The organism is Aureibaculum koreense (assembly GCF_034296135.1).
In the GTDB taxonomy this organism is placed as follows: domain Bacteria; phylum Bacteroidota; class Bacteroidia; order Flavobacteriales; family Flavobacteriaceae; genus Aureibaculum.
In genome coordinates, this window is sequence record NZ_JAXKVV010000010.1 from 12460 (window position 1) to 36488 (window position 24029).

Consider the following 24029-nt stretch of genomic DNA (forward strand, 5'->3'; position numbering starts at 1 on the left):
CGGGGTTATGCACTACAAATATAAACCAGTCCTTAACGAATATAACTTTAGAGTATATTCGTCGTTATAGCTTTATTACTTTCGTAACTCACAAACCAATCAATATGCAAAAATTAATCTATTTCTTTTTTCTAATATCATGTAGTCTCATGGCACAAAACCCAACTCCGGAAGACATTGTGGGCTCATATAGATTGCCAAGCAACGACCCTCAAGGTGGACAGTCAGTAATTATTTTTGAAAATAACACTTTTGCCACTTTTTATTTCGGCGGAGCCCTAAAAGGAAAATGGGAAATTGTGGGCAACGAAGTAAAATTTAAAACAGAAGCCAACCCAAAATTCTATTTATATGGACGAAAATTAGCAGCATTAAAAGATAGTACCCAATTGAATTTTAGTTGTGAAGAAAATAGCACGTTTGTCAATCTAAATTCTAAAGCAAACGATATTTTTCAACCTTTGTTTAACGATGCGGCCAATTGCTTTAGTCATCCGTATACTTATAAGTCAACTACGCAGCTAAGAAATGTAGCTTTTGCAAAAAGCGATTATGGATATGGAGACCTTTTGGATGTTTATTCTTTTAAAATCCCTGAACAGTATAACGATTTTATTGTCATTGGTCTGCGTGAAGAATACACTACGGAAACTGAATTTTCTGCCTCTTATAAAAATGGAAATCTATATTTTGGTGGGGACAAACCCGCATCTAAAAAGCCTGATTCCGTAAAAGAAACCGAAGAAAACTTGGCCTATTTAAACGAATTCATGAATAAAGAGTTGCTCTCCGAAATATTGAATTATGGGGATGAATTTTTTCCTTACTATGATAATCCTACCAAAGGGCAGTTAACCCCTTTTACAAGAATTAATCCTATAAACAAAAAGAAAAGCGAGGTTAAAAAAGGTGATACAAATTTGTTTACGGCAAAGTGCGAAGAAAGATAGATAAAACGTAATTACATAACCCGTTGTACATTTTTAAGGAAAATTTCTCAAAACAAACCCACAATGCACAACAGATTATTAAAATTTTTAATTTAAGTTATTGATGAGTAATCTCTACCTATCAACATAAAATATTCCAAAAGGGTTGGCACCCGAGACATCAGAGGATAAATATTCGATATTTCCCTCAACCACTTTGAAAAAATCGACTGTTGAACCTCCGGAGCGGGTCAACGCCAAAATTTCTTTGTCAAAATTATAGGATATGTTGTGAGCAACACCATCCGTAACAGGGGCATCCGCAACAGAAGTTACATCTTGTGATCTCAAATTATAAGAAGCCACTTTTTTGTCCGCTATATTTGTTAAAAACAAATTGTTATCCTTTCCTAAAGTTACACCATGTACATTGGCCAATGAACCTGTTCTGTTTGTTGAACGTAAATTAGCATATTTATATTCTTTAATGGAAGAATCATCTTGAGAAAGTACATACAAAAACCTGTGGGACGATACCAAATGTGGGTCTCCACCAACCTCAATATAATTCATAAGTTTTAAACTATGTGTATTGTAATGTAAAACATAATTTGTACCTGTTTGTGAAAAAACGCTAACATAGGCAAAAGCTCCGTTTGGTGAAATGGTTACATCATGTTGTGCCGCATCTTCGGCAAAATTGATATTATCAGGAAGTGACAAAGTTGCTAAAGTCCTACCATTTCTTAAGCTGATTACAGAAGTAGTTTTGTCAACGATGTTGTTCACCCAAAGTTGATTGGAAAAATTATTCAACCACATGTGGAACGCTCCATTACCTGCTGGATATTCCCCAACCTTTGAAAAATCAGATGTATTGTAAACATTTATTTTTGAATTGTTAAAGTCAGCTACATATAGCCTGTCTTGCTTTGTACTGTAAACCACATAAGTAGGTGCGGCATTTTCATCTTCGAGGGTAATCTTGGTATATTGTTCCTGAGTGTCGGCATCGTAAATAGTTACCGTTCCATCTCCACGGTTGGCAACCGCAAAATAGTCTGTTTTACCGTTATTGGAATTACCTCCATGTAAAATATCATCTAAAGTCCCATAATTTACACATGAAGAAAGTAAAAATGTGCCTAGTAATAGGTAAAGTGTTAGTTTTTTCATTTTTGATAAATTTTTATGTTAGTAGTTGCATAATAGTCGAAATAAAAAACATAAGCTTACAATATCACAATGAAAAGATGTCAAAAATGAATATTTGATAATTGATAAAGTATTGTTGAATTGAAACAAAAAAGGTTATAAGCAATCTTCCAAAGGATCATCGATCCAATCGTACTGAAATTGAAATCCTTGGTCTTTTATTTTATCATTCAATAAGTATTGACTATCCAGCACGATAGCTGACATTTCCCCCAATACTAGTTTCAACATAAATGCAGGAATATTGGGTAACCAAATGGGTTTATTTAATTGTTTGGCAATAGCTTCGGTAAGCATTTGATTTGAAACGGGGTTAGATGCCGCTGCATTAAAAATACCGTCAAGATTATGTTCTATGGCAAATAAGTACATTTTGGCCATATCGGTAACATGAATCCATGATTGGATTTGTTTTCCGCTACCCAAAGGTGCTCCAACATAAAATTTTATAGGTTTTGACATTTGCTCTAAGGCACCTCCTTTTTCTGAAAGTACAATACCTGTCCGTAACTTTGATACGGTAATACCTAAACCCTCAATGGTATCAACCTCATCTTCCCACTTTTTTACCACTTCGCCTAAAAAGGAATCGTTTATTATGGCATCATCCTTCTCAGAATATTTTTTATCTAATGAAGAAGGATAAATACCCAAAGCCGATGCCGAAGAAAAATGGGTTACTTTATGCTCATTTTCAGAAAGTAACTTGTACAATAATTTAACGGTATCAATTCTACTGCTAAGTATTATTTTTTTCTGTTTTTCCGTCCACCGTTTGGAAATGGAAGCTCCTGCCAAGTTAATGATAGCATCTACACCCTTCAAACAGTTAACGTCAATTTCTTGAGATTTCGGATTCCAGTAAAATCCTTTTTTATAAGCAGTATTTTCAATTTTATCTTTGCTTGTGGTCAAATAATGGACAAAGTAACGTTTCGTTTCACAAAGTTTTACAATTTCATGTCCTATTAACCCTGTTGCTCCGGTAATTAATATCTTCATAAAATTAATTATTAAAAAGACTTGCTACCAATCTATCGGCATTTAGCCATAAGAGGATTACCAAAAGCAATAATATAATCAATAACATTGCTCTTTTTTGATTGGGTTGTTTCCGTGGTCTTAGTCTTTTAAATTCCATAGTAGCTTAATAAAACGGTATTCAAATTTACAATTTTTAAAGGAAAAATCGTAATTGAGAATAATATTAAAAACAGTATCTTTGCTCTCTTATTTTTAGGACTGAATGAAAAACATCCGTAACTTTTGTATTATCGCCCATATTGACCATGGTAAAAGTACCTTGGCGGATAGATTATTGGAATTTACCGGTACCATAACCGATCGTGAAAAACAAGATCAGTTGTTAGATAATATGGATCTGGAACGTGAACGTGGCATTACCATTAAAAGCCACGCTATACAGATGGATTATATGTATGAAGGCGAAAAATATACGTTGAATCTTATCGATACACCTGGCCATGTAGATTTTTCTTACGAAGTTTCACGCTCTATTGCTGCCTGTGAAGGGGCTTTACTAATTGTTGATGCCGCACAAAGTATTCAGGCACAGACTATTTCAAACCTATATTTGGCATTGGAGAATGATTTGGAGATAATTCCTGTACTGAACAAGGTAGATTTACCAAGTGCAAATCCTGAAGAGGTTACCGATGATATTGTAGATTTAATTGGTTGTAATCCTGAAGATGTGATTCCCGCTAGTGCAAAAACAGGGTTGGGAATTGAAGCTATTTTGGAAGCCATTATCCATAGAGTACCTGCTCCAAAAGGCAATGCTGACGAACCCTTACAGGCGTTGATTTTTGATTCCGTTTATAATCCTTTTCGTGGCGTAGAAACCTATTTTAGAGTGATTAACGGCACCATAAAAAAAGGACAACATATAAAATTTATTGCCACAGGAAAAACATATTTTGCCGATGAAGTAGGCACTTTAAAATTAAAACAAGCTGTAAAAAACGAAATAAAAGCTGGTGATGTTGGCTATTTGATTACAGGCATAAAAGAAGCCAAAGAAGTTAAAGTAGGTGATACCATAACTGATGCTAAAAACCCAACCACCAATGCCATTGAAGGTTTTGAAGATGTAAAACCTATGGTTTTTGCAGGAATTTATCCTGTAGATACCGAAGATTATGAAGAACTTAGAAATTCTATGGAAAAATTACAACTGAACGATGCTTCACTCGTTTTTACTCCAGAAAGTTCCGCAGCATTAGGTTTCGGATTCAGGTGCGGGTTTTTAGGAATGTTACACCTTGAAATTATTCAAGAACGTTTAGAACGTGAGTTTGATATGACGGTAATTACTACTGTACCCAACGTATCGTACCATGCCTACACAAATAAAGAACCAGACACTATGATTCTGGTTAACAATCCGACGGATTTACCAGATCCATCAAAACTGAATAGAGTTGAAGAACCTTATATAAAAGCTTCGGTAATTACAAAATCGGACTTTGTAGGCAATGTAATGTCACTTTGTATAGAAAAACGTGGCGAAATTACCAATCAAACCTATTTAACCACAGAACGTGTGGAACTCAATTTTGATATGCCTTTGGCTGAAATTGTTTTCGATTTTTACGACAGATTAAAAACCGTTTCCAAAGGTTATGCCTCTTTTGATTATCACCCTATTGGAATGCGGGCTTCTAAATTAGTTAAAGTTGATATTTTACTCAATGCACAACCTGTCGATGCCCTTTCCGCATTATTACATGCCGACAATGCCTATTCCATAGGTAAAAAAATGTGTGAAAAGTTAAGGCAACTCATTCCAAGACAACAATTTGACATACCGATACAAGCAGCTATAGGTGCAAAAATAATTTCTAGAGAAACAATAAAAGCCCTCCGTAAAGATGTTACTGCCAAGTGTTATGGTGGTGATATTTCTCGTAAACGAAAACTGTTAGAAAAACAGAAAAAAGGTAAAAAACGTATGCGGCAAGTTGGTAATGTTGAAATACCGCAAGAAGCGTTTATGTCTGTGCTAAAGTTGAATGATTAGGTATTAAGTTGGCAGTCGCCTTAACACCAATCTTCTACATCACAACTATACCTCTTCCTTTAAATTGTTTAAATATAGATTGGTCTGTTGCATCATCGGTAATAACAACATCTATATTTTCAACCGGAACTACAGCATACCTCCTTGATTCCATTATTTTAGTACTGATGCACATTGACACAATATAATCTGAAGACTCAATCATTCCTTTTTTAATGTGAGCAACTTCCCAATCAGATTCCGTCATTCCCCTTTCTAAATTTAGGGCATCCGTACCCATAAAACAAATATCGGCTCTTAGTTTAGATATTGAATTCATAACATCAATACCAACCGTTACTTGAGCAGATTTGTTCAATTTACCACCAATAAAAATAACCTCAATTTTAGGGTGGTGCGTTAATTGTAACGCAATTGGTAAACTGTAAGTAAAAATAGTCGCATTTATTGAAGGAGGAATTAATTTCGCTAATTCTAAATTAGTGGAACTTCCCGTCATTATAATAACTTGCCCATTATGAATCAATTGAACTGCTTTTTTAGCTATTTGTCTCTTCTTATCAAGATCTGAAACACTTCGCTCATCGTAACTGGGAATTTTATTTTCAATAGATAGTGCTCCCCCATGCACCTTATATAATAGCTGTTGGGCTTCTAATTCTTTTAAATCTCTTCTTATAGTGTCTTCGGAGACTTTTAATTCGTTACTTAAAATAGCTGACAATACTTTTCTATTGATTTTAAGTTTATTCAGAATTAATTGATGTCTTTCTAGTTTTAACATTTTAGGTCGGTATTATTTATTTGACGAAATAATTCTAGTTTCCTTATAAATATTACTAATTTTTACATTAGAGAATGTTAAATTCCGAAAAAAAACGCAAAAACAAAAATAAAAACGCAAAATATTGCAATTTTTTTTATAGCTTTACCTCTTACTAACACAAATTATTTACTTATGAGAAAAAAAATCACATTTTCTTTTCTTGTCTTTTTTACAGCAACATGTTCATTTTTATTTGCACAAACCATCACTGTAAGTGGTACGGTTACCGATGCAAACGGAATGGCTCTGCCCAGTGTAAATATTCAGGTAAAAGGTACAACAACAGGAACTTCAACTGATTTTGATGGAAAATATCAGTTATCAGCATCGGAAGGTGATGTATTGGTTTTTTCCTATTTAGGTTTTAAAACCAAAGAACTGCCAATAACAGGCTCAACTTTAAACGTAAGTCTTGAAGAAGACGCTGCAGCTTTAGATGAAGTGGTGGTAACGGCATTTGGGGTTGAAAAGAAACAAAAATCTTTAGGGTACTCTGTAACACAAGTAAAAGCTGACGATTTAAATCTAGCCGGTCAAGCGAATGCGGTTGAAGCTTTGCAGGGTCGCGTTGCAGGTGTACAGATTAATAGAACATCTGGTTCTTCCGGTGGTGGTGTTGACATTTTAATTAGAGGTATTACTTCGGTAAATCCTGATAGAAGTAATCAGCCTTTAATTATTGTAGATGGTATTGCCTTAAATAATGATACTTTTTCAGGAAATGTTTCACCAAGTGCAGGATCTAACTCACCAAGTAGCTCTGAACAATTTGGATTTTCTAACAGAGCAGGTGATATCAACCCAGAAGATATAGAAAGTTATAACGTGCTTAAAGGTGCTGCAGCGACTGCTTTATATGGTGTAAGAGCTTCTAATGGTGCAATTGTTATCACTACAAAAAAGGGTAAACAAGGCAAAGCTAAAATTAATATAACCGCTTCAACCACATTTAGAAATGTGAATAAAGTACCTGAATTACAGACTACATATAGAGAAGGGTTTAGTGGTGCTCCTAGAACATTATATGATCCTGATTCCGATACAGGATTCAATAGAGTCCAAAATGCAACTTCATTTTACTCTTGGGGTCCTAAATATACTGATGATTCGTATACTTTAGATGATGGTACTATTGTTGATTTATCTGACGATCAGTTTTACAGTCCTTATGATTTATTCAAAACGGGCGTAAATTCACAAATCAATATGAATATAAGTGGAGCTGGGGAAAAACTTGATTATTTCTTTTCATTAGGAAGTAATGAAGAAGAAGGAATATTACCTAACACCAACTATGATAAAACAAACTTTAGGTTTAAAGCTGGTTATGCTGTTAGTGATAAATTTAATATTAGCACTTCGATTTCATATACAAAATCAGGGGGTGCTAGGGGTAATTCGGGTGATAAATCAGTTATGAGTTCTTTATCATATTGGTCAGGGACTTTTCCAATTAATGATTTTGAAAATCCTGATGGTACACAGAGAAATTATTCTTTCGGCATCATAGATAACCCTCGTTACTTTATGGAGAAAAGTAGTTTAAAAGACGATGTAAATCGTTGGGTAGGAAATACAATTTTCAATTGGTCTCCAAAAGAGTGGGTTAAAGTTACATATTCGGCCCAAGTAGATAATTATTCTGATCAACGAAACAGATTTGTGCCGCCAGACCTAGATGTTGGTACCCAAGTTGGAGGTTTTATTGTAAATCAGAATATCAATTTCACTGCTTTAGAATCTAATTTGTTAGTTGCCCTAACCAAAGATTGGTCAGATGATTTTTCAACTGATTTAACTTTAGGTCATCAAATATCTGATACTAAGCGGAAATATGAAGAAATTAGGGGTGAAACATTAAATGTCCCTGGTATAAATGAATTGGGAAATACAATTAACACTTTTGCAGATAATAATGTAACTCAATTGCGAAATATGGGTGTATTCGGTGAGTTAAAATTAAGTTATATGGATAAGTTATTTTTAACTTTAACTGGCAGAAATGACTGGTTATCAACACTCCCAAAAGAGAATCGATCTTTCTTCTATCCTTCTGTTAGTTTAGCCTATGATGTTTCTGACCTATTTGGTGACAATGATGTGTTTACCTTTGGTAAATTAAGAGCCTCTTGGGCAGAAGTGGGCAAAGGTCCTTTATTTGGGCAAGTAGGACAATATTTTGTAGTTGATGGAGATTTTCCTTTTGGAGGTTCTGGTGGTTATCGTAGAGGAACCTTATTAGGTGATATAAATATAAAGCCCGAGAAAAATCAATCTACAGAAATTGGTGCAGATTTAAGGTTTTTAAAAAATCGTTTCAGACTAGACTATGCTTACTACAAAACAAGGGTTAAAGATCAAATTTTTACAGTAGGTACCGCCTATTCTTCTGGAAATTCAGGTATTATTAGAAATGCGGGTGATTTTGAAGTTTCTGGTCATGAACTTTTGATTAGTGCTGATATTATAAAACAAGAAGATTTTAGTTGGGAATTATTTGTCAACTGGTCAACTAGTGAAGGAAAAGTACTTGAAATTCCTGATGATATAGAAAGTATAATATTTGCTGATGCAGGTTTTGCAGGTGTTACATCAGAAATTAGAGCAGGAGATAAAATGGGTTCGTTATATGGCTGGAAATGGCGTTATGAAAACGGGCAACGCTATATTGATGCTAATGGCTATCCTGAAATAGATTTTTCGGAGAGACAAAAAGTAGGTAACGCATTTCCAGATTTCATATCTTCCGTTGGCAGTAATTTCAATTGGAAAGGTTTAGGGTTTAACTTCTTATTAGAATATAAAAAGGGAGGCGATATTTATGATGCTGGCAGAAGAAACTCTATAAGAAATGGTATATTGAAAAGTGTCGAATTTAGGGATGCTACGACAGTATTAGAGGGTGTAATGGATGACGGTAACGGTGGATTTACTACTAATACCACCGAGGCGTTTATAGATCAAAACTATTATAGAAGTTCAACAGATTATAATCGAGCTTCAGAAATTTTAGTTCAGGATGCTTCTTGGGTTAAATTAAGGAGTATTGGTTTGACTTATGATATTAAGGCTAATTTTATGGAAAAATTAAATATTGAAAGATTAGGAGTGTCTGCGAGTGCAAATAACATTTTGGTTTGGACACCTTACGACGGATACGATCCTGAAGGAAATCAATATAGTGCAGGCAGTAATGTCTATGGATTTACTGGTTTAAATATTCCATTGTCCGAGAGTTATTCTTTTGGAATTAATATAGGATTTTAAAAAAGAAAAATGATGAAAAAATTTATAAAAGAAACAATAATTTTAACATTGCTTACCCTAGTTTTTACTGGTTGTAGTGATGAATATTTTGACGTTAACACTCCTTCCAACACAGCTACATTGGATCAATTAAGAATGCAAGATTTAATGGCTCCTGTAATTCACAGTACTATGGAAGGTCAACGTTCTGCTGAACTAAGTTTTGGTAATTACGTTCAATACTTCGTTATTCAAGGTGGAGGTGCTGCTGGTCAGACTACCGCCAGCGGTTTGTGGACACAAATCTATTTATATGTTTTACCTAATATAAAAGCTATTAAAGAAAAAGCTGATGCAAATGGAGCTAGCCATTATGGGGCTGTTGCTGATATTTTAACGGCAGTCAATTTAGGTATTGCTACTGATACTTGGGATAATATTCCCTACTCTGAAGCTACCGAAGGCCCAACAAACAATTTCCCTGGTTTTGATACACAAGAGCAAATATACACTGAAATATTTTCTTTACTGGATGGGGCAATTTCCGCATTATCTTCTCCTGACAATTCTGGTTTTACCTTAGGAAGGGATGATTTAATTTATGGTGGCGATATAGGAAAATGGTTAAGGGCAGCCTATACCATAAAAGCACGTTATCAATTACATTTAGTAAATAAAGGTATAACTTCAGCAGATGATGTTTTAAGTACAATTGCTAACGGTTTTGAATCAGTTGATGATGATTTTGAAATGTATTATGATGACAAGAATATTAATCCTTATTATTCAGCTGAAATATTAGCTAGAAATACAGGTAACCCTCATAATGATATAGCCAGTCAATTGGTAAGTTCTATGAATGGCGATTATTTTCCTTTCCAAAGCGGAATAGATATTGATCCAAGATTACCTCGTTTTGCTGAAAATGGCGGTGCTCCAGACTGGAAAGGTTATGTTAGTGGTAAAATAAATGAAGCTCCTGATGGTTCTACACCTAACACTGGATTTGCCGTTGGTGGATACTACACCAGTATTGATTCACCATTAATGCTAATAAGTTATGCGGAAGCTCTTTTTATCAAGGCAGAAGCAGCATTTTTAGCCGATGGTGGTTCCACAACTAGCGTTGGTACTAATAGTGAGACCTATAATGCATATATGGATGGAATAGCTGCTAGTATGTCTACATTTGGTGTTGATGGTTCTGCTTATCTGGCTGATGGAGCCATAAATGTAGGAGAAACAAATTTAAAGTTAGAACATATTATGAAAGAAAAATACATTCACAACTTCTTAAATCCCGAAACTTTTGTTGATTTTAGACGTTACGATTTTTCTGAAGATGTATTTAGAGGTCTCACTATTAGATTTGAGGAAGCTAGTGATGACAATGAATACTTCGGTCAATGGTTTAGAAGAGCAGAATATCCTTCAACCGAAGTTAACCGAAATGAAGCTAATGTATTGGCAAATGCACAACCTCCAGTAGCTCCTGTTTGGTGGGATCAATAACCAAGATACTTATTTGAATTAATAATAACAAAGAACCCTCGGCATTTACCGAGGGTTTTTACTTTTGGGTTTTTTTTCAAGGGTACAATAAATATTGCTGTCGCATTTTTTTATAATTTGTTAAACCAGGTTCCCAACTGGCACGAATTTCGGATTCAGGTACACCATCTATAATCTGTTGTCTAAACAGACCAGAACCAATCTGAATTTCAATATTATTCATTTGGTTACTTAAGCTACCATCAAAGAACTTTTCTTTTTCGGGACTGTTTTTATACAATTCCATAATCCATTGCAAGTTAATTTGTTTGCTTTTTCTTAACAAATTTGTATCATAATCTCGTAAATCTATGCCATAACAAACTTCATCCATAAATATAGGGGTCAAAGCCATGCCTTTTATGCTTTTAGGTGTAAAAGAAAAGTCGTAAATCCCTTTATAAGCAGGGCTTCCAAAAACAGTAAAAGGAAAATACGTACCACGACCATGGTTGATGTAAGTCCCCTCAAACATACAGGTTGACGGATACAAAAGTACCGCTTGTTGTGTGTTTAGATTGGGTGAAGGTGATACAGGTAACGTATATGACATATCATGATTATAATTGGCAACGGGTATTATTTTGAGCTTGCATTGCACCGGTTTCCCATCTGATTTGATCCAGCCTTCTCCATTCGCCATTTGAGCAAACTCCCCAACTGTTAATCCATGCGACATCGGTAAAGGAAACATACCAATGCCCGATTTGTATTTCATATCTAATACAGGTCCATCAATTAAATAGCCATTTGGATTTGGTCTATCTAAAATTAGCATCTCCTTATCGTTTTCATAACAAACTTCCATAAGACGAGCCAATGCATTAATATTGGTATAAAATCGAACTCCAACATCTTGTAAATCATAAATCAGAACGTCCACATTTTCCATATCCTCGGTTGAAGGCTTTCGTTTGGAGCCATATAAAGAAACTATCGGGATACCCGTTTTACTATCTATTTCATCTTTTACATGAACACCCGCCCCTACATTTCCTCTAAAGCCATGCTCAGGCCCAAAAACTTTTACAATTTCAATTCCCGCGTTTTGAAGACTATCTACCAAATGCTTATTCCCGATAATACTTGTGGGATTAGCCATAATTGCGACCCGTTTTCCTTTTAAATAAGGAAAATACTTTTCCGTTTGATCTGCACCAGTAATAATTTTTTGTGCTGATAAAGACTTCGACAATGTTAAAAATAAGGCAAAACAAAATAACAAAAATGAATGTTTAAGAGTGAATTTCATAAAAGAGTTTTAGGTAAATTATTTTTCAAAATATTTTATCTCAGTTGTAACCTCAGCAAACTGCCTAAACATTTCCATTACACCGCAATATTTTTCAACGGATAAACTTACCGCCTTTTCGATTTTATCTTTTTTAAAACCCGAGCCGTAGAAGTTGTACGTTACTTTAACTTTATCGTAATATTTAGGATGCTCATCCGTTAAATTGGCTTCCACATCCATGGTAAATTCATCAACTTCAGCTCTCATTTTCTTTAATAGTGAAACTACATCCAGTCCAGAGCATCCTGCCAAAGCTGAAAGCATTAAAGCTTTTGGTCTATACCCCTTACCTTCTCCACCATCTTCAGCACCTGCGTCGATCATTAAGTTTAATCCACTAGGGTTGGTAGATTCGAATTGCATATTGCTCTTCCAAGTTGTTTTTACTGTATTTGTCATAATTTTTTGTTTAAAGTTTGTACTAGTTTTTCTAAATCCTCTTGTTTATGATTTGCTGTTATCACAATCCTATTCATCATTTTTTTATATGTAGGATATTTAAAATTAGTAATGATAATATTTTCCTCAAATAATTTATCATAAATATGATCGTCTTTACTATAAATTACTGGATAATTTTTATTGAATTTAATGGTCTCATTTTGATGCAACTTCTCTTCAATAAAATTTAAATTACTACTTAATTTCTCCTTTTGAGACTGATAAATCTGTTCGCCCTTACAATAGGCTTCTAAATAAGCAGGATTTGCCGCAGAAGAAGACACAAAAGTTGATTCCTCTTTTAGTGCATCGATAAATTGTTGATCACATGCAATAATACCTCCCGATAAACTTAAGGCCTTACCTAATGAAGAAACCATAATTTTTCTTTTAATATTTTTATGATTAACATCATTAAAAATACCTTGTCCTTCTTTACCTACAATCCCCAAGCTATGCGATTCATCAACCACCAAGGTTATTTTTTTAGATGCAGAAATTGTATCTAAAAAATCAAAAGATACAGGTTCCACTTCCGATCCTAGAATTGCATCAACAGTAATTACGATTTCTTCTGATGTATTATTAATTAATTGTGAATGTAGTCTGTTATTTACAAATAAAGGTAAACTTTCTTTAGCCAAAATAGCGGGATGCGTTTTAGGATAATGAAAAAAAGCAGGATTTGACTTTGCCAAAAAATCAACAACTAACCTACCTGCAAGGGTACCTGAAGAAACTGTTAACGAAGCCTCTGCTCCTATTTGTTGTGCAAAAAAATCTTCAAATTGATTATAAATAGCCAATTTTATATTTGAATTGCGAGAGCTACCATAAAATGTTCCCCATTTCTGAATGGATTTCATTAAGATACTTTGAAACTCAGGATGTGTTGCCAACCCTAGATAAGCTGTACCACCAAAATAAAGATATTTTTTGCCTTTAATGGAAATGGTTCTGCCTGGAAAATTCTCTACAATCATTAACGGATTAATTTAACGCCAGTACCGTTCAACGAACTGTACTTAATAATACCGTTTTCAATGATAACGCCTTCAGCTGTATCGTTTGAAATCAATAGAGCTCCGTCCATGTCAACATAATCTAGCAAAGGCAATAAATGGGCAATTGCCGAGATTCCTACAGAAGATTCCGTCATACAACCTACCATGGTTTTCATATCCATTCTTCTAGCTTTTTCTAGCATACGCTTTGCAGGGGTCAAACCTCCGCATTTGGTCAATTTTACATTTACCCCATGAAAATGGTTATGACATTTCATAACGTCTGCTTCTACCATACAGCTTTCGTCTGCAATAATGGGCAGAACAGATCTTAAAAATACTTCTTTATGTCCGTTCCAATCGTCTGCTCGTAAAGGCTGTTCAATAAATTCGACATTCAGCCTTTGAAGTTCTACCGCATTTTTCAAAGTTTCGTCAACACCCCAACCACAATTGGCATCGACTCTAAAAACAGCGTCGGTATGTTTTCTCAATTCTTTTATAATGGTAATATCCTCTTTGGTACCTAATTTTATTTTGTATAACGGCCAAGGCTTTTCTTTTAGTTTAGATACCATTTTCTCTATGGTATCAATTCCTATGGTATAATCAGTTATAGGGTTATTGTTAATATCAAGCCCCCAGTATTCATAAAGTTTCATTCCTTTTTTGCGTGCATATAAATCGTTAAACGCCAAATCTAATGCACACAAAGCGAACATATTATCTTTAAGTTTTGGATACATAATTTGCCAAAATCTAGCAGGCTCTAATTCCTTATTTGCTTTGATTAATGGCTCTAGAGTTGTTAGATCAGAAGACATTTTATCAATAGTAGCTCCATAGTATGGGTTAGCAGTAGCTTCTCCATAGCCAGAAAATTCTCCATCTTTAAGCTCAACCACTAAACTTTCTTGTATATCTCTAGCTTCTCTAGAAATTCGAAAAGTATGTTCAAGTTTTAATTCGTAAGGTCTTAGTATCAATTGCATAAAATCAAATTTATAAAAGAATAAATTTACTAAAAATAATATCAAGTTCTTAGTATTTATTGTACTTTAGAAATCAAATTTTTTAAACCTTAATGAATGCCATTAGTTAGTCCACTCTCATCAGAACACGATATAGAAACCAAAAAATTAGCTGAATTTTTTAATGAAACCTTAGGATTTTGTCCTAATTCAGTTTTAACCATGCAACGCAGACCCGCAATTAGTAAAGCCTTTATCAATTTAAATAAAGCGGTTATGGCAAATGAAGGTAGGGTCACTTCTGCTTTAAAACGATTGATTGCTTGGGTAAGCAGTAATGCTACAGGTTGCAGATATTGTCAAGCACATGCCATAAGAGCAGCTGAACGTTATGGTGCTGAGCAAGAGCAATTAGATAATATTTGGGAATATAGAACACATCCAGCATTTGATGAAGCCGAACGTGCCGCTCTTGATTTTTCATTGGCCGCAAGTCAAGTACCAAATGCCGTGAACGAGGAAATCAAAAAAAGGTTGTATGAATATTGGGATGAAGGTGAAATTGTGGAAATGCTTGGTGTTATCTCTCTTTTTGGATACCTAAATAGATGGAATGATTCTATGGGTACGTCAATTGAAGAAGATGCTGTTGACAGTGGCAACCAATATTTGGGAAAATATGGATGGGAAAAAGGAAAACATATTTAATTACATAAACTAGATTTTATGCGTTGGACGCTAAAACCTTTACCATCTTCAGAAAAAATTAGCCAGTTGGCAAAATCATTAGATATAGAAGCAAATTTAGCTACACTATTGGTGCAACGCGGTATTGAAACCTTTGAAGAGGCTAAAACTTTTTTTAGACCTGATTTATCTGGTTTGCATGACCCTTTTTTAATGCAAGACATGCAAAAAGCGGTCAGTCGTATAGAAAATGCCATAACCAACAATGAAAACATATTAATTTTTGGTGATTATGATGTTGACGGAACAACTGCTGTTTCACTGGTTTCCTCCTATTTAAAAAGTTATTATCCGAATGTTGCCACGTACATTCCCGATAGATATGCCGAAGGTTACGGTGTTTCTTTACAGGGAATAGACTTTGCAGATGATAATAATTTTAGTCTAATTATTGCTCTGGATTGTGGTATTAAAGCCATTGATAAAGTTGATTATGCCAGTAAAAAAGGGATTGATTTTATTATTTGTGACCATCATAGACCTGGTGCAGAACTTCCAAAAGCGGTTGCTATTTTAGACCCAAAAAGAGACGATTGTAATTACCCTTACGACGAATTATGTGGTTGTGGTGTAGGCTTTAAATTGGTTCAAGCTTTAGCTTCAAAACGAAATCAAACTATTGACGACTTAAAACCCTATTTGGATTTAGTAGCTACCGCAATTGCTGCGGATATTGTCCCAATAACTGGCGAAAACAGAACACTTGCTTATTTTGGATTAGAACAGATTAATACCAATCCCAGAAATGGCATCAAAGCGATAATACATCAGTTAAAAAAAGAAATTCTAACCATAACAGATGTTGTGTTTATTATTGCTCCTAGAATAAACGCAGCAGGAAGAATGAAACATGGCAATTACGCTGTTGAACTATTAACAGAAGAAGATTTTGATAATGCCAAAACAATGGCGGCAGGAATTGAAGTGTTTAATAACGACCGTCGCGATTTAGATAAATTAATTACTATTGAAGCTTTACAGCAAATTGAAGACAATAAAGAAACTGAACATTTTTCTTCGGTAGTTTATCAAGAAGATTGGCATAAAGGTGTTATTGGAATTGTGGCCTCACGTTTAACAGAAACCTATTACCGGCCAACATTGGTTTTTACCAAAAGTGGCGATAAATTGGCAGCCTCTGCCCGATCCGTAAGTGGGTTTGATGTGTACAATGCATTGGAAGCGTGTGCTGAACATATTGAACAATTTGGTGGTCATAAATATGCGGCAGGACTCACCTTATTGGAAGAAAATTATCATGATTTCAAAGAAAAATTTGAGGAAGTAGTAAAGGATAGCATACCACCAGAATTATTGCAACCTGAAATTAAAATTGATTTAGAACTTGATCTATCCGCTATCACCCCAAAATTTTATAGAATTTTACAGCAATTTGCTCCTTTTGGCCCTCGTAATATGCGACCTGTTTTTATGAGTTTAAATGTAAAAGACACAGGTTATTCAAGAAAAGTAGGTGCAGATGAAGATCATTTAAAATTGAGTGTCGAATCAGAAGATGGTATAAAATTTAATGGTATTGGATTTAATTTAGGCAAACGATATGATGAAATATCTAATGGAAAATCTTTTGACATTGTCTATACCATAGATGAAAACACATGGAATGGGAATACTTCTTTGCAGTTGAATGTGAGGGATATTAAAATAAGTGTACAGTAGGTAGTGGCAGTAGACAGCTAAAAAATCAGCAGTCAAAAGCGAACATTTTAATTTAGCTGTATAGAATCTTTTACATAAATATCTTTTGAAACATATGTTTTAATTTCTAATATCTCTATCTTCCCATGTGAATTAATTTTTTTTAAAAATACTATGTCTTCAATTACACCATTAAATACAATATTTCCCTGTCCCTCAAAATTAATTTTATAATTGAACAACCCACTTCCGGTAGTATCTAAAAAGATTTTGTGATTTGATGCTTTTATAGAATCCAAATCGCTAATATCCGTTTCCGTTGTGATATAAAAAAATGTATATCTTTTATCAATTTCAGATTTTTTTAATCCATCTAAGTCATAACCATAAATGACTTCACCTACTATATTTTCATTGGAAAAAACCGTATCTGGTATTCTATAATCTATAATTTTAGCATTTGGTTTATTAATTTTAGCCTCTCTATCTTGAGCTGAATTTTTCGCACATGATATAAGAACAATTGCCAACAATAAAAAATAAGTAAATATATTGGGCTTCATTTCTAGCTTTTCTTCAACCCTGCAATAGTCTCCGAAGGATTCTCACTCTTAAAAACAAAACTCCCTGCAACCAATACATCGGCACCAGCGGCAATTAATTTTGGTGCATTTTTATCGTTTACACCACCATCAATTTCAATCAATGCTTTTGAGCCTGATTTTTCAATTAAATCTTTAAGTTGTATTACTTTTTTATAGGTATTTTCAATAAAAGATTGTCCACCAAATCCGGGATTAACGCTCATTAATAGCACCAAATCTAAATCCAATATGATATCTTCCAGAACGGCAATTGGTGTATGTGGATTAAGCACCACGCCCGCTTGCATTCCTTCGGCTTTTATAGCTTGTATTGTTCTGTGTAGATGATTACAAGTTTCATAATGTACGGTTAGAATATCCGCACCAGCATTTTTAAAGTCTTTGATATAGCGGTCAGGATCTACAATCATTAAATGTACATCCATTGGCTTTTTAGCATGTTTTTTAATGGCTTTTATTACTGGAATACCAAAGGAAATATTGGGGACAAACATACCGTCCATGACGTCAATATGAAACCAATCGGCCTCACTTTGGTTAATCATTTCTACATCGCGTTGTAAATTGGCAAAATCGGCCGCTAAAATGGAAGGAGCAATTAAATGACTCATGGTTATCTGTTTTTTACAAAAGTATGAAATAGACTTTAGTAGTTAGTGGTTAGTGATTAGTTTTTTTATGAATGGAATATAGAAATTCAAAGTAAAATTGAGTCATAAAGAGTTAAACAAAAAAAACGCCTAACAAATATGTTAAGCGTTTTCTATGCTGCATTTTAGAGTAAAACTATTACCCTAAATATGTTCTTAAAATTTTACTTCTTGAAGTATGTTTTAACCTTCTAATTGCTTTTTCTTTGATTTGACGAACTCTCTCGCGAGTTAAATCGAAAGTTTCACCAATTTCTTCTAAAGTCATTGGTTGAGCTTCACCTAAACCAAAATATAAAGCAACAACATCAGCTTCTCTAGGAGTTAATGTTTCTAGTGCACGTTCAATTTCTACTTTTAAAGACTCGTGTAATAAACTTTTATCAGGATTTGGAGACTCACCAGAACGCAATACATCATACAAATTGGAATCTTCACCTTGAATTAAAGGAGCATCCATAGATACGTGACGACCTGCGTTTTTTAATGATTCTTTTACATCATTAATGGTCATATCCAATTCCTTTGCAATTTCTTCTGCAGAAGGGGGTCTTTCATTATCTTGCTCTAAACGGGCATAGGTTTTATTAATTTTATTAATAGAACCAATTTTATTTAAAGGTAAACGTACAATTCTAGATTGCTCGGCTAAAGCTTGCAAAATAGATTGTCTAATCCACCATACCGCGTAAGAAATAAACTTAAAACCTCTGGTTTCATCAAAACGCTTAGCAGCTTTTATTAAACCTAAGTTACCTTCATTAATTAAATCTGGTAAGGTTAAACCCTGATTTTGGTACTGCTTGGCAACTGACACTACGAAACGTAAGTTAGCCTTGGTCAAACGCTCTAAAGCCACTTGATCTCCAGCTTTAATACGTTGAGCCAATTCCACCTCCATGTCAGCAGTAATTAAATCAACTTTACCTATTTCTTGTAAATATTTATCTAATGATGCTGTTTCGCGGTTAGTTACCTGTTTTGTAATTTTAAGTTGTCTCATGTAATTTCTACTGTTTTTAACCTGTCTGCCGACAGGCAAGATGAATACTAAATTTTGTCGTGTACTTATATATACGTGCTATGTTGATAAAATGTTACAATTATTTCACTTTAATTTAAAAATATATAAAATGAACATTATTAACATCCCTTATTATAACACTTATAGACGCTAAATCCCTATAATTATTATGAATTAAAATATAAATGTTTGTTAAAATAAAAAGCAATGGTATTCTTGAAATAATCCCGCAGGGATTAAAAATGGGTAAAACCGTCTGTGAAATTATTTTATCGTACCGTAGGTACGAAACGTTATTTTGTGTTGTACCTACGGCACAAAATTAAACGAATACATATTCTTTCTACCGATATTTTGTCCCTAAGGGGACACACCAGTATTAATAATTATTTAAAGTAATTTTAAACAAAAAAACCTGCCAATACAAATATTGACAGGTTTAAATTTATAGATTTAAAAAGAATTAATCTCTTTTTCTTCTATCGTCACGACGGTTATCACGTCCGCGATTGTCTCTACCTCTGTTGTTATCTCTTGGAGGTCTTTCTTTAAAACCTTCTGGTTTTGGCAACAATGCTTTACGCGATACTTTCTCTTTACGGGTTCTGGAATCAATACCAAAGTATTTTACATCAAACACATCTCCCATATTAACAACGTCAGACACATTTTCTGTACGTTCCCATGCAAGTTCAGATACGTGTAATAATACTTCGTTTCCAGGAGCATCCATATATTCTACAACAGCACCAAAATCCAACATCTTTATCACTTTTACTTCGTAAACGCTTCCTACTTCAGGTTTAAACATCAACGAGTCTATTTTTGCTAAAACGGCATCAATACCTTCTTGACCGGTTCCTAAAATCTCAACGATTCCTTCTTCTGTAACAGGGTCTTCGTTGATAACAATAGTAGTTCCTGTTTCTTTTTGTAATTCTTGAATTACTTTTCCGCCAGGTCCAATCAACGCACCAATAAATTCGTTAGGAATAGTTCTGGTAACCATTTTAGGAGCATGAGCTTTAACATCTGCATTTGGAGTCGCAATAGTCTCCGTCAATTTTTCCAGAATATGTAATCTTCCTTCTCTTGCTTGCTTAAGTGCTTTTACTAAAATTTCATAAGAAAGTCCTTTTACTTTAATATCCATTTGGCAAGCCGTAATTCCGTCAGCTGTACCCGTTACTTTAAAGTCCATATCGCCCAAGTGATCTTCATCACCTAAAATATCAGATAAAACAGCATATTTTCCAGAATCTGCATCGGAAATCAATCCCATTGCGATACCTGAAACTGGCTTTTTTAATTGTACACCGGCATCCATAAGAGCCATAGTACCCGAACACACTGTTGCCATTGAAGAGGAACCATTAGACTCCAATACTTCGGAAACTACACGAACTGTATATGGGCAGTCATCTGGCACCATACCTTTTAAAGCACGTTGTGCCAAGTTACCGTGACCAATTTCCCTACGTGAAGTTCCTCGGATAGGTCTTGCTTCACCTGTTGAAAAAGGTGGGAAATTATAATGTAAATAAAACGTTTCTTCGCCTTCAAATGAAGGCATATCAATTTGGTTAGCTTCTCTGCTTGTTCCCAAAGTTACGGTTGCCAAAGCTTGAGTTTCACCTCTTGTAAAAATAGCCGAACCGTGTGTTGATGGTAAATAATCGACCTCACACCATATTGGTCTGATCTCATCGGTTTTTCTACCATCTAAACGTAAACCTTCGTCCAATGTAAGGTTTCTAATAGCTTCTTTTTCAGCTTTGTAAAAATATTTAGAAACCAAACTGCCAAAATCTTCCAATTCTTCTTCAGAAAAAGTAGCTTTTATTTCTTCTTTAATCTCGTCAAAAGCGGCACTTCTTTCGTGTTTTGCAGAACCCGCTTTGGCCACAGCATAAACTTTGTCATATGCCATATCATAAACTTTCTTCGCCAAGTCTTCATCTTCTCTTTCTGGCTCATACTCACGTACTTCTTTTTTGCCAAATGCTTCTGCTAATCTTACTTGAGCAGCACATTGCACTTTTATAGCCTCGTGAGCAAACTTAATAGCTTCTGCCATTTCTTCCTCAGAAATCTCGTCCATTTCGCCTTCCACCATCATTACTGAATCCGCAGAAGCACCGATCATCATATCAATATCCGACTCTAATAATTGAGCTCTTGTTGGGTTAATAATAAACTCTCCATTTACGCGACCTACTCTTGCTTCGGAGATAGGACACTCAAACGGAAAATCTGATAATTGGATTGCTGCTGAAGCTGCCAATCCTGCCATAGCATCTGGCATAACGTCGTCATCATGAGACATTAACTGAATCATTACTTGTGTTTCAGAATGGTAATCTTTTGGAAAAAGCGGACGTAAAACCCTGTCCACCAAACGCATAGTTAACACTTCACCATCACTTGGCCTAGCTTCTCTTTTAAAGAAACCACCTGGATAACGTCCAGATGCCGCAAATTTTTCGCGATAGTCAACCGTTAATGGTAAAAAGTCAACGTCGCTTTGTTTGTAATTAGAAACAACTGTACATAATAACATACATTTTCCTGATTGAACAACAACAGAACCATGAGCTTGTTTAGCTAATTTTCCTGTTTCAAGAGAGATAGTTCTTCCATCTCCCAAATCGATAATTTCGGTAAAAACCTTAGGTATCATAAATAAATTTTTTAACCCATCTTTGATAGGCTTAATTAAACAATTGGTTACCGCCAACTGGACGGTCAGGTTTGTTGTGTTGTGTGTTAACCAATGAAAAGAAGTAAGCTTTTTTTTCTGAAACAGTACTAAAATGAATTCAGCAAATGGTTCAGCTTTATAAAAAAAGAGGCATAAAGCCTCTTTTAGTTATTTTCTAATCTTTAATTCTTTAATTAATTCACGGTATTTTACAATATCGGTTTTAATTAAATAATCCAATAAATTTCTACGTTTCCCTACTAATTTTACTAGAGAACGTTCCGTATTAAAATCTTTACGATTGTTTTTTAAATGATCTGACAAATGGTTTATTCTGTAAGTAAATAAGGCTATTTGCCCTTCAGTTGAACCTGTGTCTTTTTCGGATTTTCCATATTTTTTGAAAATCTCCGCTTTTTTTTCTGCTGTTAAATACATGCTAACATTAAATTTTTTTAATTAATAATTTTTATGTATCGAATTATTTCGAGCGGCAAATATAAAACTATTATTCGAGAATGCTCTAAAAAACAAATCCCAAATTATAAAAAAGAACAAATTCAGCTATCATTTTAAGTTTTTATAAATTGTTTATTTTGTCGATTAATAGAATTGATGGTATATTTAAGGAATAAATTAAATATCGCAACTGCAATATGTAATATCTTTATGTAAGAATAGTAATTCTAGTGAGCGGATGAAATTTCAACAAATATTAAATAAAACAAACTCCAATCCTAAAATTCTATTTTTAGTTGATGGTTTCGGAGCATTATTGTCAGCGTTTTTATTAGGGATAATTTTGACATCGTACCAAAGTGCATTTGGAATGCCTAAAAATGTATTGTTTTTTTTAGCCAGTTTTCCGTGTCTTTTTATGATCTACGACTTCTATTGTTATTTCCAAATTAATGAAAAATGGAACTATTTTTTAAAAGCCATTGCAATTGCGAATATAATTTATTGCTTTATTTCAATAACCATGTTATTTTACCATTTTCAAAAGTTAACCTCTTTGGGACTGATTTATTTTTTGTTTGAATTAACAATAGTAATTATTATTGCCACTATTGAATTGAAAACCGCATCTGATTTCAAACCTAAAAAGGTTCGTAAATAAAAATTATTGGTTAAAAAAATAAACCTCTAAATAAGTAAAAATGCTTCCAAATGAACAATAACATTTTTGAAAGACACAATTTAAAAGCCCGATTATAACAATGTTAAATTTATTTAAGAAAAATAAACTACAAAGTATCAGAATCGATTGTTTTGAAAATCAATTGAAGATAAATGGAATACCATTAACTTTTCCTACTAATTATGACACATTGGTAAATATTTTTGGAGAACCCTCAAAAATCGGTAGCACAAAATTGACCAATAGTCAAATAAATTGTTGGAACGAATCAGGTCTTTATTGTGATTATTCATCATCTCAACATATTTTAATGCTATGTTTTGTAATATCAAAAAACCATAAACTGGAGCTTGCCCCAAAGCAGTTATTTAAAGGGAACATTTTTATTGAAGGCCAGCAAATATATATTGATGAAATATCTAAAACAAAATTCCAAAACTATACCCTGAACAAGCTAACCTATAGAGGAGAATCAAAACCTTATGCCATTTCTTTTATGCAAAATTTTAATGCAAAAAAAGAAATTCCTAAAGATAAATATCTGCAAAAAGAACTGAAAGAGGAACATATTGAATTTGAAGATTTTGGTTTTAAATTATCTATTGTTCAAGAGTTAATGTACAATCAAGAATTACTTAAGCCCAAATTTGATTTAAATGAATTTGCAGAATGGTACAGTAAACGAAAAATTGATATCGAAGAAGAGGGTTACGACCCGATACCTGAAGTAACTCAATATTTTAAAAAATTGCAAATTCCTAAAAATTTAGCTTCAGAAATAACCGAAATATACCAAGATGGTGGAAATGATATTTATTTGAACCTTCTCCGGTTTGGAGATGGAACAGAAGATTATTGGGATATTAAAAGTATTAGAGACGCTAAAAAATTCCCAAATTTAAAAAAAGCAACACTTTGTTATGCCAAAGAAAATGTGGTTGACGAATTAAATGAAATGGGCATAAAATCACAGTGGTTGTGA

The 24029-nt window shown here is 34.0% G+C and carries 20 protein-coding genes; 8 read left to right on the forward strand and 12 right to left on the reverse strand.

The features are described 5' to 3' along the window. Positions 1–104: 104 nt before the first annotated feature. Positions 105–950, forward strand: a complete 846-nt coding sequence (locus tag UMM65_RS10345) for a hypothetical protein (protein ID WP_321976450.1) — start codon at positions 105–107, stop codon at positions 948–950. A gap of 114 nt (positions 951–1064) precedes the next feature. On the opposite strand, the gene UMM65_RS10350 is transcribed toward UMM65_RS10345, so the two are convergent. Then, entirely contained in the window at positions 1065–2105 is a 1041-nt protein-coding gene (locus tag UMM65_RS10350) for a YncE family protein (RefSeq protein ID WP_321976451.1), read from the reverse strand. A 135-nt stretch (positions 2106–2240) separates the two neighbouring features. Then, complete coding sequence (locus UMM65_RS10355) at positions 2241–3146, reverse strand: TIGR01777 family oxidoreductase (RefSeq protein ID WP_321976452.1); 906 nt, start codon at positions 3144–3146, stop codon at positions 2241–2243. 244 nt (positions 3147–3390) lie between these two features. On the opposite strand from UMM65_RS10355, the gene lepA reads away from it, so the two are divergent. Continuing rightward, positions 3391–5187 (forward strand): translation elongation factor 4, encoded by a 1797-nt coding sequence (lepA, locus tag UMM65_RS10360; protein WP_321976453.1) that lies wholly within the window; start codon positions 3391–3393, stop codon positions 5185–5187. A 34-nt stretch (positions 5188–5221) separates the two neighbouring features. On the opposite strand, the gene UMM65_RS10365 is transcribed toward lepA, so the two are convergent. Next, positions 5222–5971: a DeoR/GlpR family DNA-binding transcription regulator gene (locus UMM65_RS10365; protein ID WP_321976454.1), complete on the reverse strand. Its 750-nt coding sequence runs from the start codon at positions 5969–5971 to the stop codon at positions 5222–5224. Positions 5972–6145: 174 nt separating this feature from the next. Between UMM65_RS10365 and UMM65_RS10370 the strand changes: the two genes are divergently transcribed. Beyond that, the gene (locus UMM65_RS10370) at positions 6146–9280 is read left to right on the forward strand and encodes a SusC/RagA family TonB-linked outer membrane protein (protein ID WP_321976455.1); all 3135 of its coding nucleotides are present in this window, start codon (positions 6146–6148) and stop codon (positions 9278–9280) included. Between the two features lie 9 nt (positions 9281–9289). Beyond that, positions 9290–10771, forward strand: a complete 1482-nt coding sequence (locus UMM65_RS10375) for a SusD/RagB family nutrient-binding outer membrane lipoprotein (protein WP_321976456.1) — start codon at positions 9290–9292, stop codon at positions 10769–10771. 76 nt (positions 10772–10847) lie between these two features. On the opposite strand, the gene UMM65_RS10380 is transcribed toward UMM65_RS10375, so the two are convergent. Genes UMM65_RS10380 through UMM65_RS10395 form a run of 4 tightly spaced genes read right to left on the reverse strand, consistent with a single transcriptional unit; the run spans position 10848 to position 14541 of the window. Then, positions 10848–12062 carry an exo-beta-N-acetylmuramidase NamZ family protein gene (locus UMM65_RS10380; RefSeq protein WP_321976458.1) on the reverse strand — a complete coding sequence of 405 codons (1215 nt, stop codon included), beginning with the start codon at positions 12060–12062 and terminating at the stop codon, positions 10848–10850. An 18-nt stretch (positions 12063–12080) separates the two neighbouring features. After that, on the reverse strand, positions 12081–12503 hold the full coding sequence (locus tag UMM65_RS10385) for an OsmC family protein (RefSeq protein ID WP_321976459.1): 423 nt from the start codon (positions 12501–12503) through the stop codon (positions 12081–12083). Next, positions 12500–13528, reverse strand: a complete 1029-nt coding sequence (locus UMM65_RS10390; RefSeq protein ID WP_321976460.1) for an aminotransferase class I/II-fold pyridoxal phosphate-dependent enzyme — start codon at positions 13526–13528, stop codon at positions 12500–12502. Before UMM65_RS10390 ends, UMM65_RS10385 begins: the two co-directional genes overlap by 4 nt. Then, positions 13528–14541 carry a dipeptide epimerase gene (locus UMM65_RS10395; protein ID WP_321976461.1) on the reverse strand — a complete coding sequence of 338 codons (1014 nt, stop codon included), beginning with the start codon at positions 14539–14541 and terminating at the stop codon, positions 13528–13530. The genes UMM65_RS10390 and UMM65_RS10395 overlap by 1 nt, the downstream gene beginning before the upstream one ends. 96 nt (positions 14542–14637) lie before the next feature. Between UMM65_RS10395 and UMM65_RS10400 the strand changes: the two genes are divergently transcribed. Both UMM65_RS10400 and recJ read left to right on the forward strand, forming a co-directional pair. Next, positions 14638–15228: a carboxymuconolactone decarboxylase family protein gene (locus UMM65_RS10400; RefSeq protein ID WP_321976462.1), complete on the forward strand. Its 591-nt coding sequence runs from the start codon at positions 14638–14640 to the stop codon at positions 15226–15228. Positions 15229–15246: 18 nt separating this feature from the next. Next, complete coding sequence (gene recJ / locus UMM65_RS10405) at positions 15247–16947, forward strand: single-stranded-DNA-specific exonuclease RecJ (protein WP_321976463.1); 1701 nt, start codon at positions 15247–15249, stop codon at positions 16945–16947. Between the two features lie 47 nt (positions 16948–16994). On the opposite strand, the gene UMM65_RS10410 is transcribed toward recJ, so the two are convergent. The 5 genes from UMM65_RS10410 to rpsO form a co-directional block, all read right to left on the reverse strand. Beyond that, positions 16995–17489 (reverse strand): hypothetical protein, encoded by a 495-nt coding sequence (locus tag UMM65_RS10410; RefSeq protein WP_321976464.1) that lies wholly within the window; start codon positions 17487–17489, stop codon positions 16995–16997. 2 nt (positions 17490–17491) lie between these two features. Next, positions 17492–18142 (reverse strand): ribulose-phosphate 3-epimerase, encoded by a 651-nt coding sequence (gene rpe / locus UMM65_RS10415; protein WP_321976465.1) that lies wholly within the window; start codon positions 18140–18142, stop codon positions 17492–17494. A 178-nt stretch (positions 18143–18320) separates the two neighbouring features. Next, on the reverse strand, positions 18321–19184 hold the full coding sequence (locus UMM65_RS10420; RefSeq protein ID WP_117879914.1) for a sigma-70 family RNA polymerase sigma factor: 864 nt from the start codon (positions 19182–19184) through the stop codon (positions 18321–18323). 484 nt (positions 19185–19668) lie between these two features. Further along, positions 19669–21885 carry a polyribonucleotide nucleotidyltransferase gene (locus UMM65_RS10425; protein ID WP_321976467.1) on the reverse strand — a complete coding sequence of 739 codons (2217 nt, stop codon included), beginning with the start codon at positions 21883–21885 and terminating at the stop codon, positions 19669–19671. A gap of 189 nt (positions 21886–22074) precedes the next feature. Further along, positions 22075–22344: a 30S ribosomal protein S15 gene (gene rpsO / locus UMM65_RS10430; RefSeq protein WP_321976468.1), complete on the reverse strand. Its 270-nt coding sequence runs from the start codon at positions 22342–22344 to the stop codon at positions 22075–22077. A 259-nt stretch (positions 22345–22603) separates the two neighbouring features. On the opposite strand from rpsO, the gene UMM65_RS10435 reads away from it, so the two are divergent. Both UMM65_RS10435 and UMM65_RS10440 read left to right on the forward strand, forming a co-directional pair. Continuing rightward, the gene (locus tag UMM65_RS10435) at positions 22604–23026 is read left to right on the forward strand and encodes a hypothetical protein (protein WP_321976469.1); all 423 of its coding nucleotides are present in this window, start codon (positions 22604–22606) and stop codon (positions 23024–23026) included. A 100-nt stretch (positions 23027–23126) separates the two neighbouring features. Then, the gene (locus UMM65_RS10440) at positions 23127–24029 is read left to right on the forward strand and encodes a DUF6892 domain-containing protein (RefSeq protein WP_321976470.1); all 903 of its coding nucleotides are present in this window, start codon (positions 23127–23129) and stop codon (positions 24027–24029) included.

Bases quoted from the DNA above. Each gene is read 5' to 3' on its own strand.
- UMM65_RS10345 (WP_321976450.1), top strand. From the start codon at position 105: ATGCAAAAATTAATCTATTTCTTTTTTCTAATATCATGTAGTCTCATG.
- UMM65_RS10350 (WP_321976451.1), bottom strand. From the start codon at position 2,105: ATGAAAAAACTAACACTTTACCTATTACTAGGCACATTTTTACTTTCT.
- UMM65_RS10355 (WP_321976452.1), bottom strand. From the start codon at position 3,146: ATGAAGATATTAATTACCGGAGCAACAGGGTTAATAGGACATGAAATT.
- lepA (WP_321976453.1), top strand. From the start codon at position 3,391: ATGAAAAACATCCGTAACTTTTGTATTATCGCCCATATTGACCATGGT.
- UMM65_RS10365 (WP_321976454.1), bottom strand. From the start codon at position 5,971: ATGTTAAAACTAGAAAGACATCAATTAATTCTGAATAAACTTAAAATC.
- UMM65_RS10370 (WP_321976455.1), top strand. From the start codon at position 6,146: ATGAGAAAAAAAATCACATTTTCTTTTCTTGTCTTTTTTACAGCAACA.
- UMM65_RS10375 (WP_321976456.1), top strand. From the start codon at position 9,290: ATGATGAAAAAATTTATAAAAGAAACAATAATTTTAACATTGCTTACC.
- UMM65_RS10380 (WP_321976458.1), bottom strand. From the start codon at position 12,062: ATGAAATTCACTCTTAAACATTCATTTTTGTTATTTTGTTTTGCCTTA.
- UMM65_RS10385 (WP_321976459.1), bottom strand. From the start codon at position 12,503: ATGACAAATACAGTAAAAACAACTTGGAAGAGCAATATGCAATTCGAA.
- UMM65_RS10390 (WP_321976460.1), bottom strand. From the start codon at position 13,528: ATGATTGTAGAGAATTTTCCAGGCAGAACCATTTCCATTAAAGGCAAA.
- UMM65_RS10395 (WP_321976461.1), bottom strand. From the start codon at position 14,541: ATGCAATTGATACTAAGACCTTACGAATTAAAACTTGAACATACTTTT.
- UMM65_RS10400 (WP_321976462.1), top strand. From the start codon at position 14,638: ATGCCATTAGTTAGTCCACTCTCATCAGAACACGATATAGAAACCAAA.
- recJ (WP_321976463.1), top strand. From the start codon at position 15,247: ATGCGTTGGACGCTAAAACCTTTACCATCTTCAGAAAAAATTAGCCAG.
- UMM65_RS10410 (WP_321976464.1), bottom strand. From the start codon at position 17,489: ATGAAGCCCAATATATTTACTTATTTTTTATTGTTGGCAATTGTTCTT.
- rpe (WP_321976465.1), bottom strand. From the start codon at position 18,142: ATGAGTCATTTAATTGCTCCTTCCATTTTAGCGGCCGATTTTGCCAAT.
- UMM65_RS10420 (WP_117879914.1), bottom strand. From the start codon at position 19,184: ATGAGACAACTTAAAATTACAAAACAGGTAACTAACCGCGAAACAGCA.
- UMM65_RS10425 (WP_321976467.1), bottom strand. From the start codon at position 21,885: ATGATACCTAAGGTTTTTACCGAAATTATCGATTTGGGAGATGGAAGA.
- rpsO (WP_321976468.1), bottom strand. From the start codon at position 22,344: ATGTATTTAACAGCAGAAAAAAAAGCGGAGATTTTCAAAAAATATGGA.
- UMM65_RS10435 (WP_321976469.1), top strand. From the start codon at position 22,604: ATGAAATTTCAACAAATATTAAATAAAACAAACTCCAATCCTAAAATT.
- UMM65_RS10440 (WP_321976470.1), top strand. From the start codon at position 23,127: ATGTTAAATTTATTTAAGAAAAATAAACTACAAAGTATCAGAATCGAT.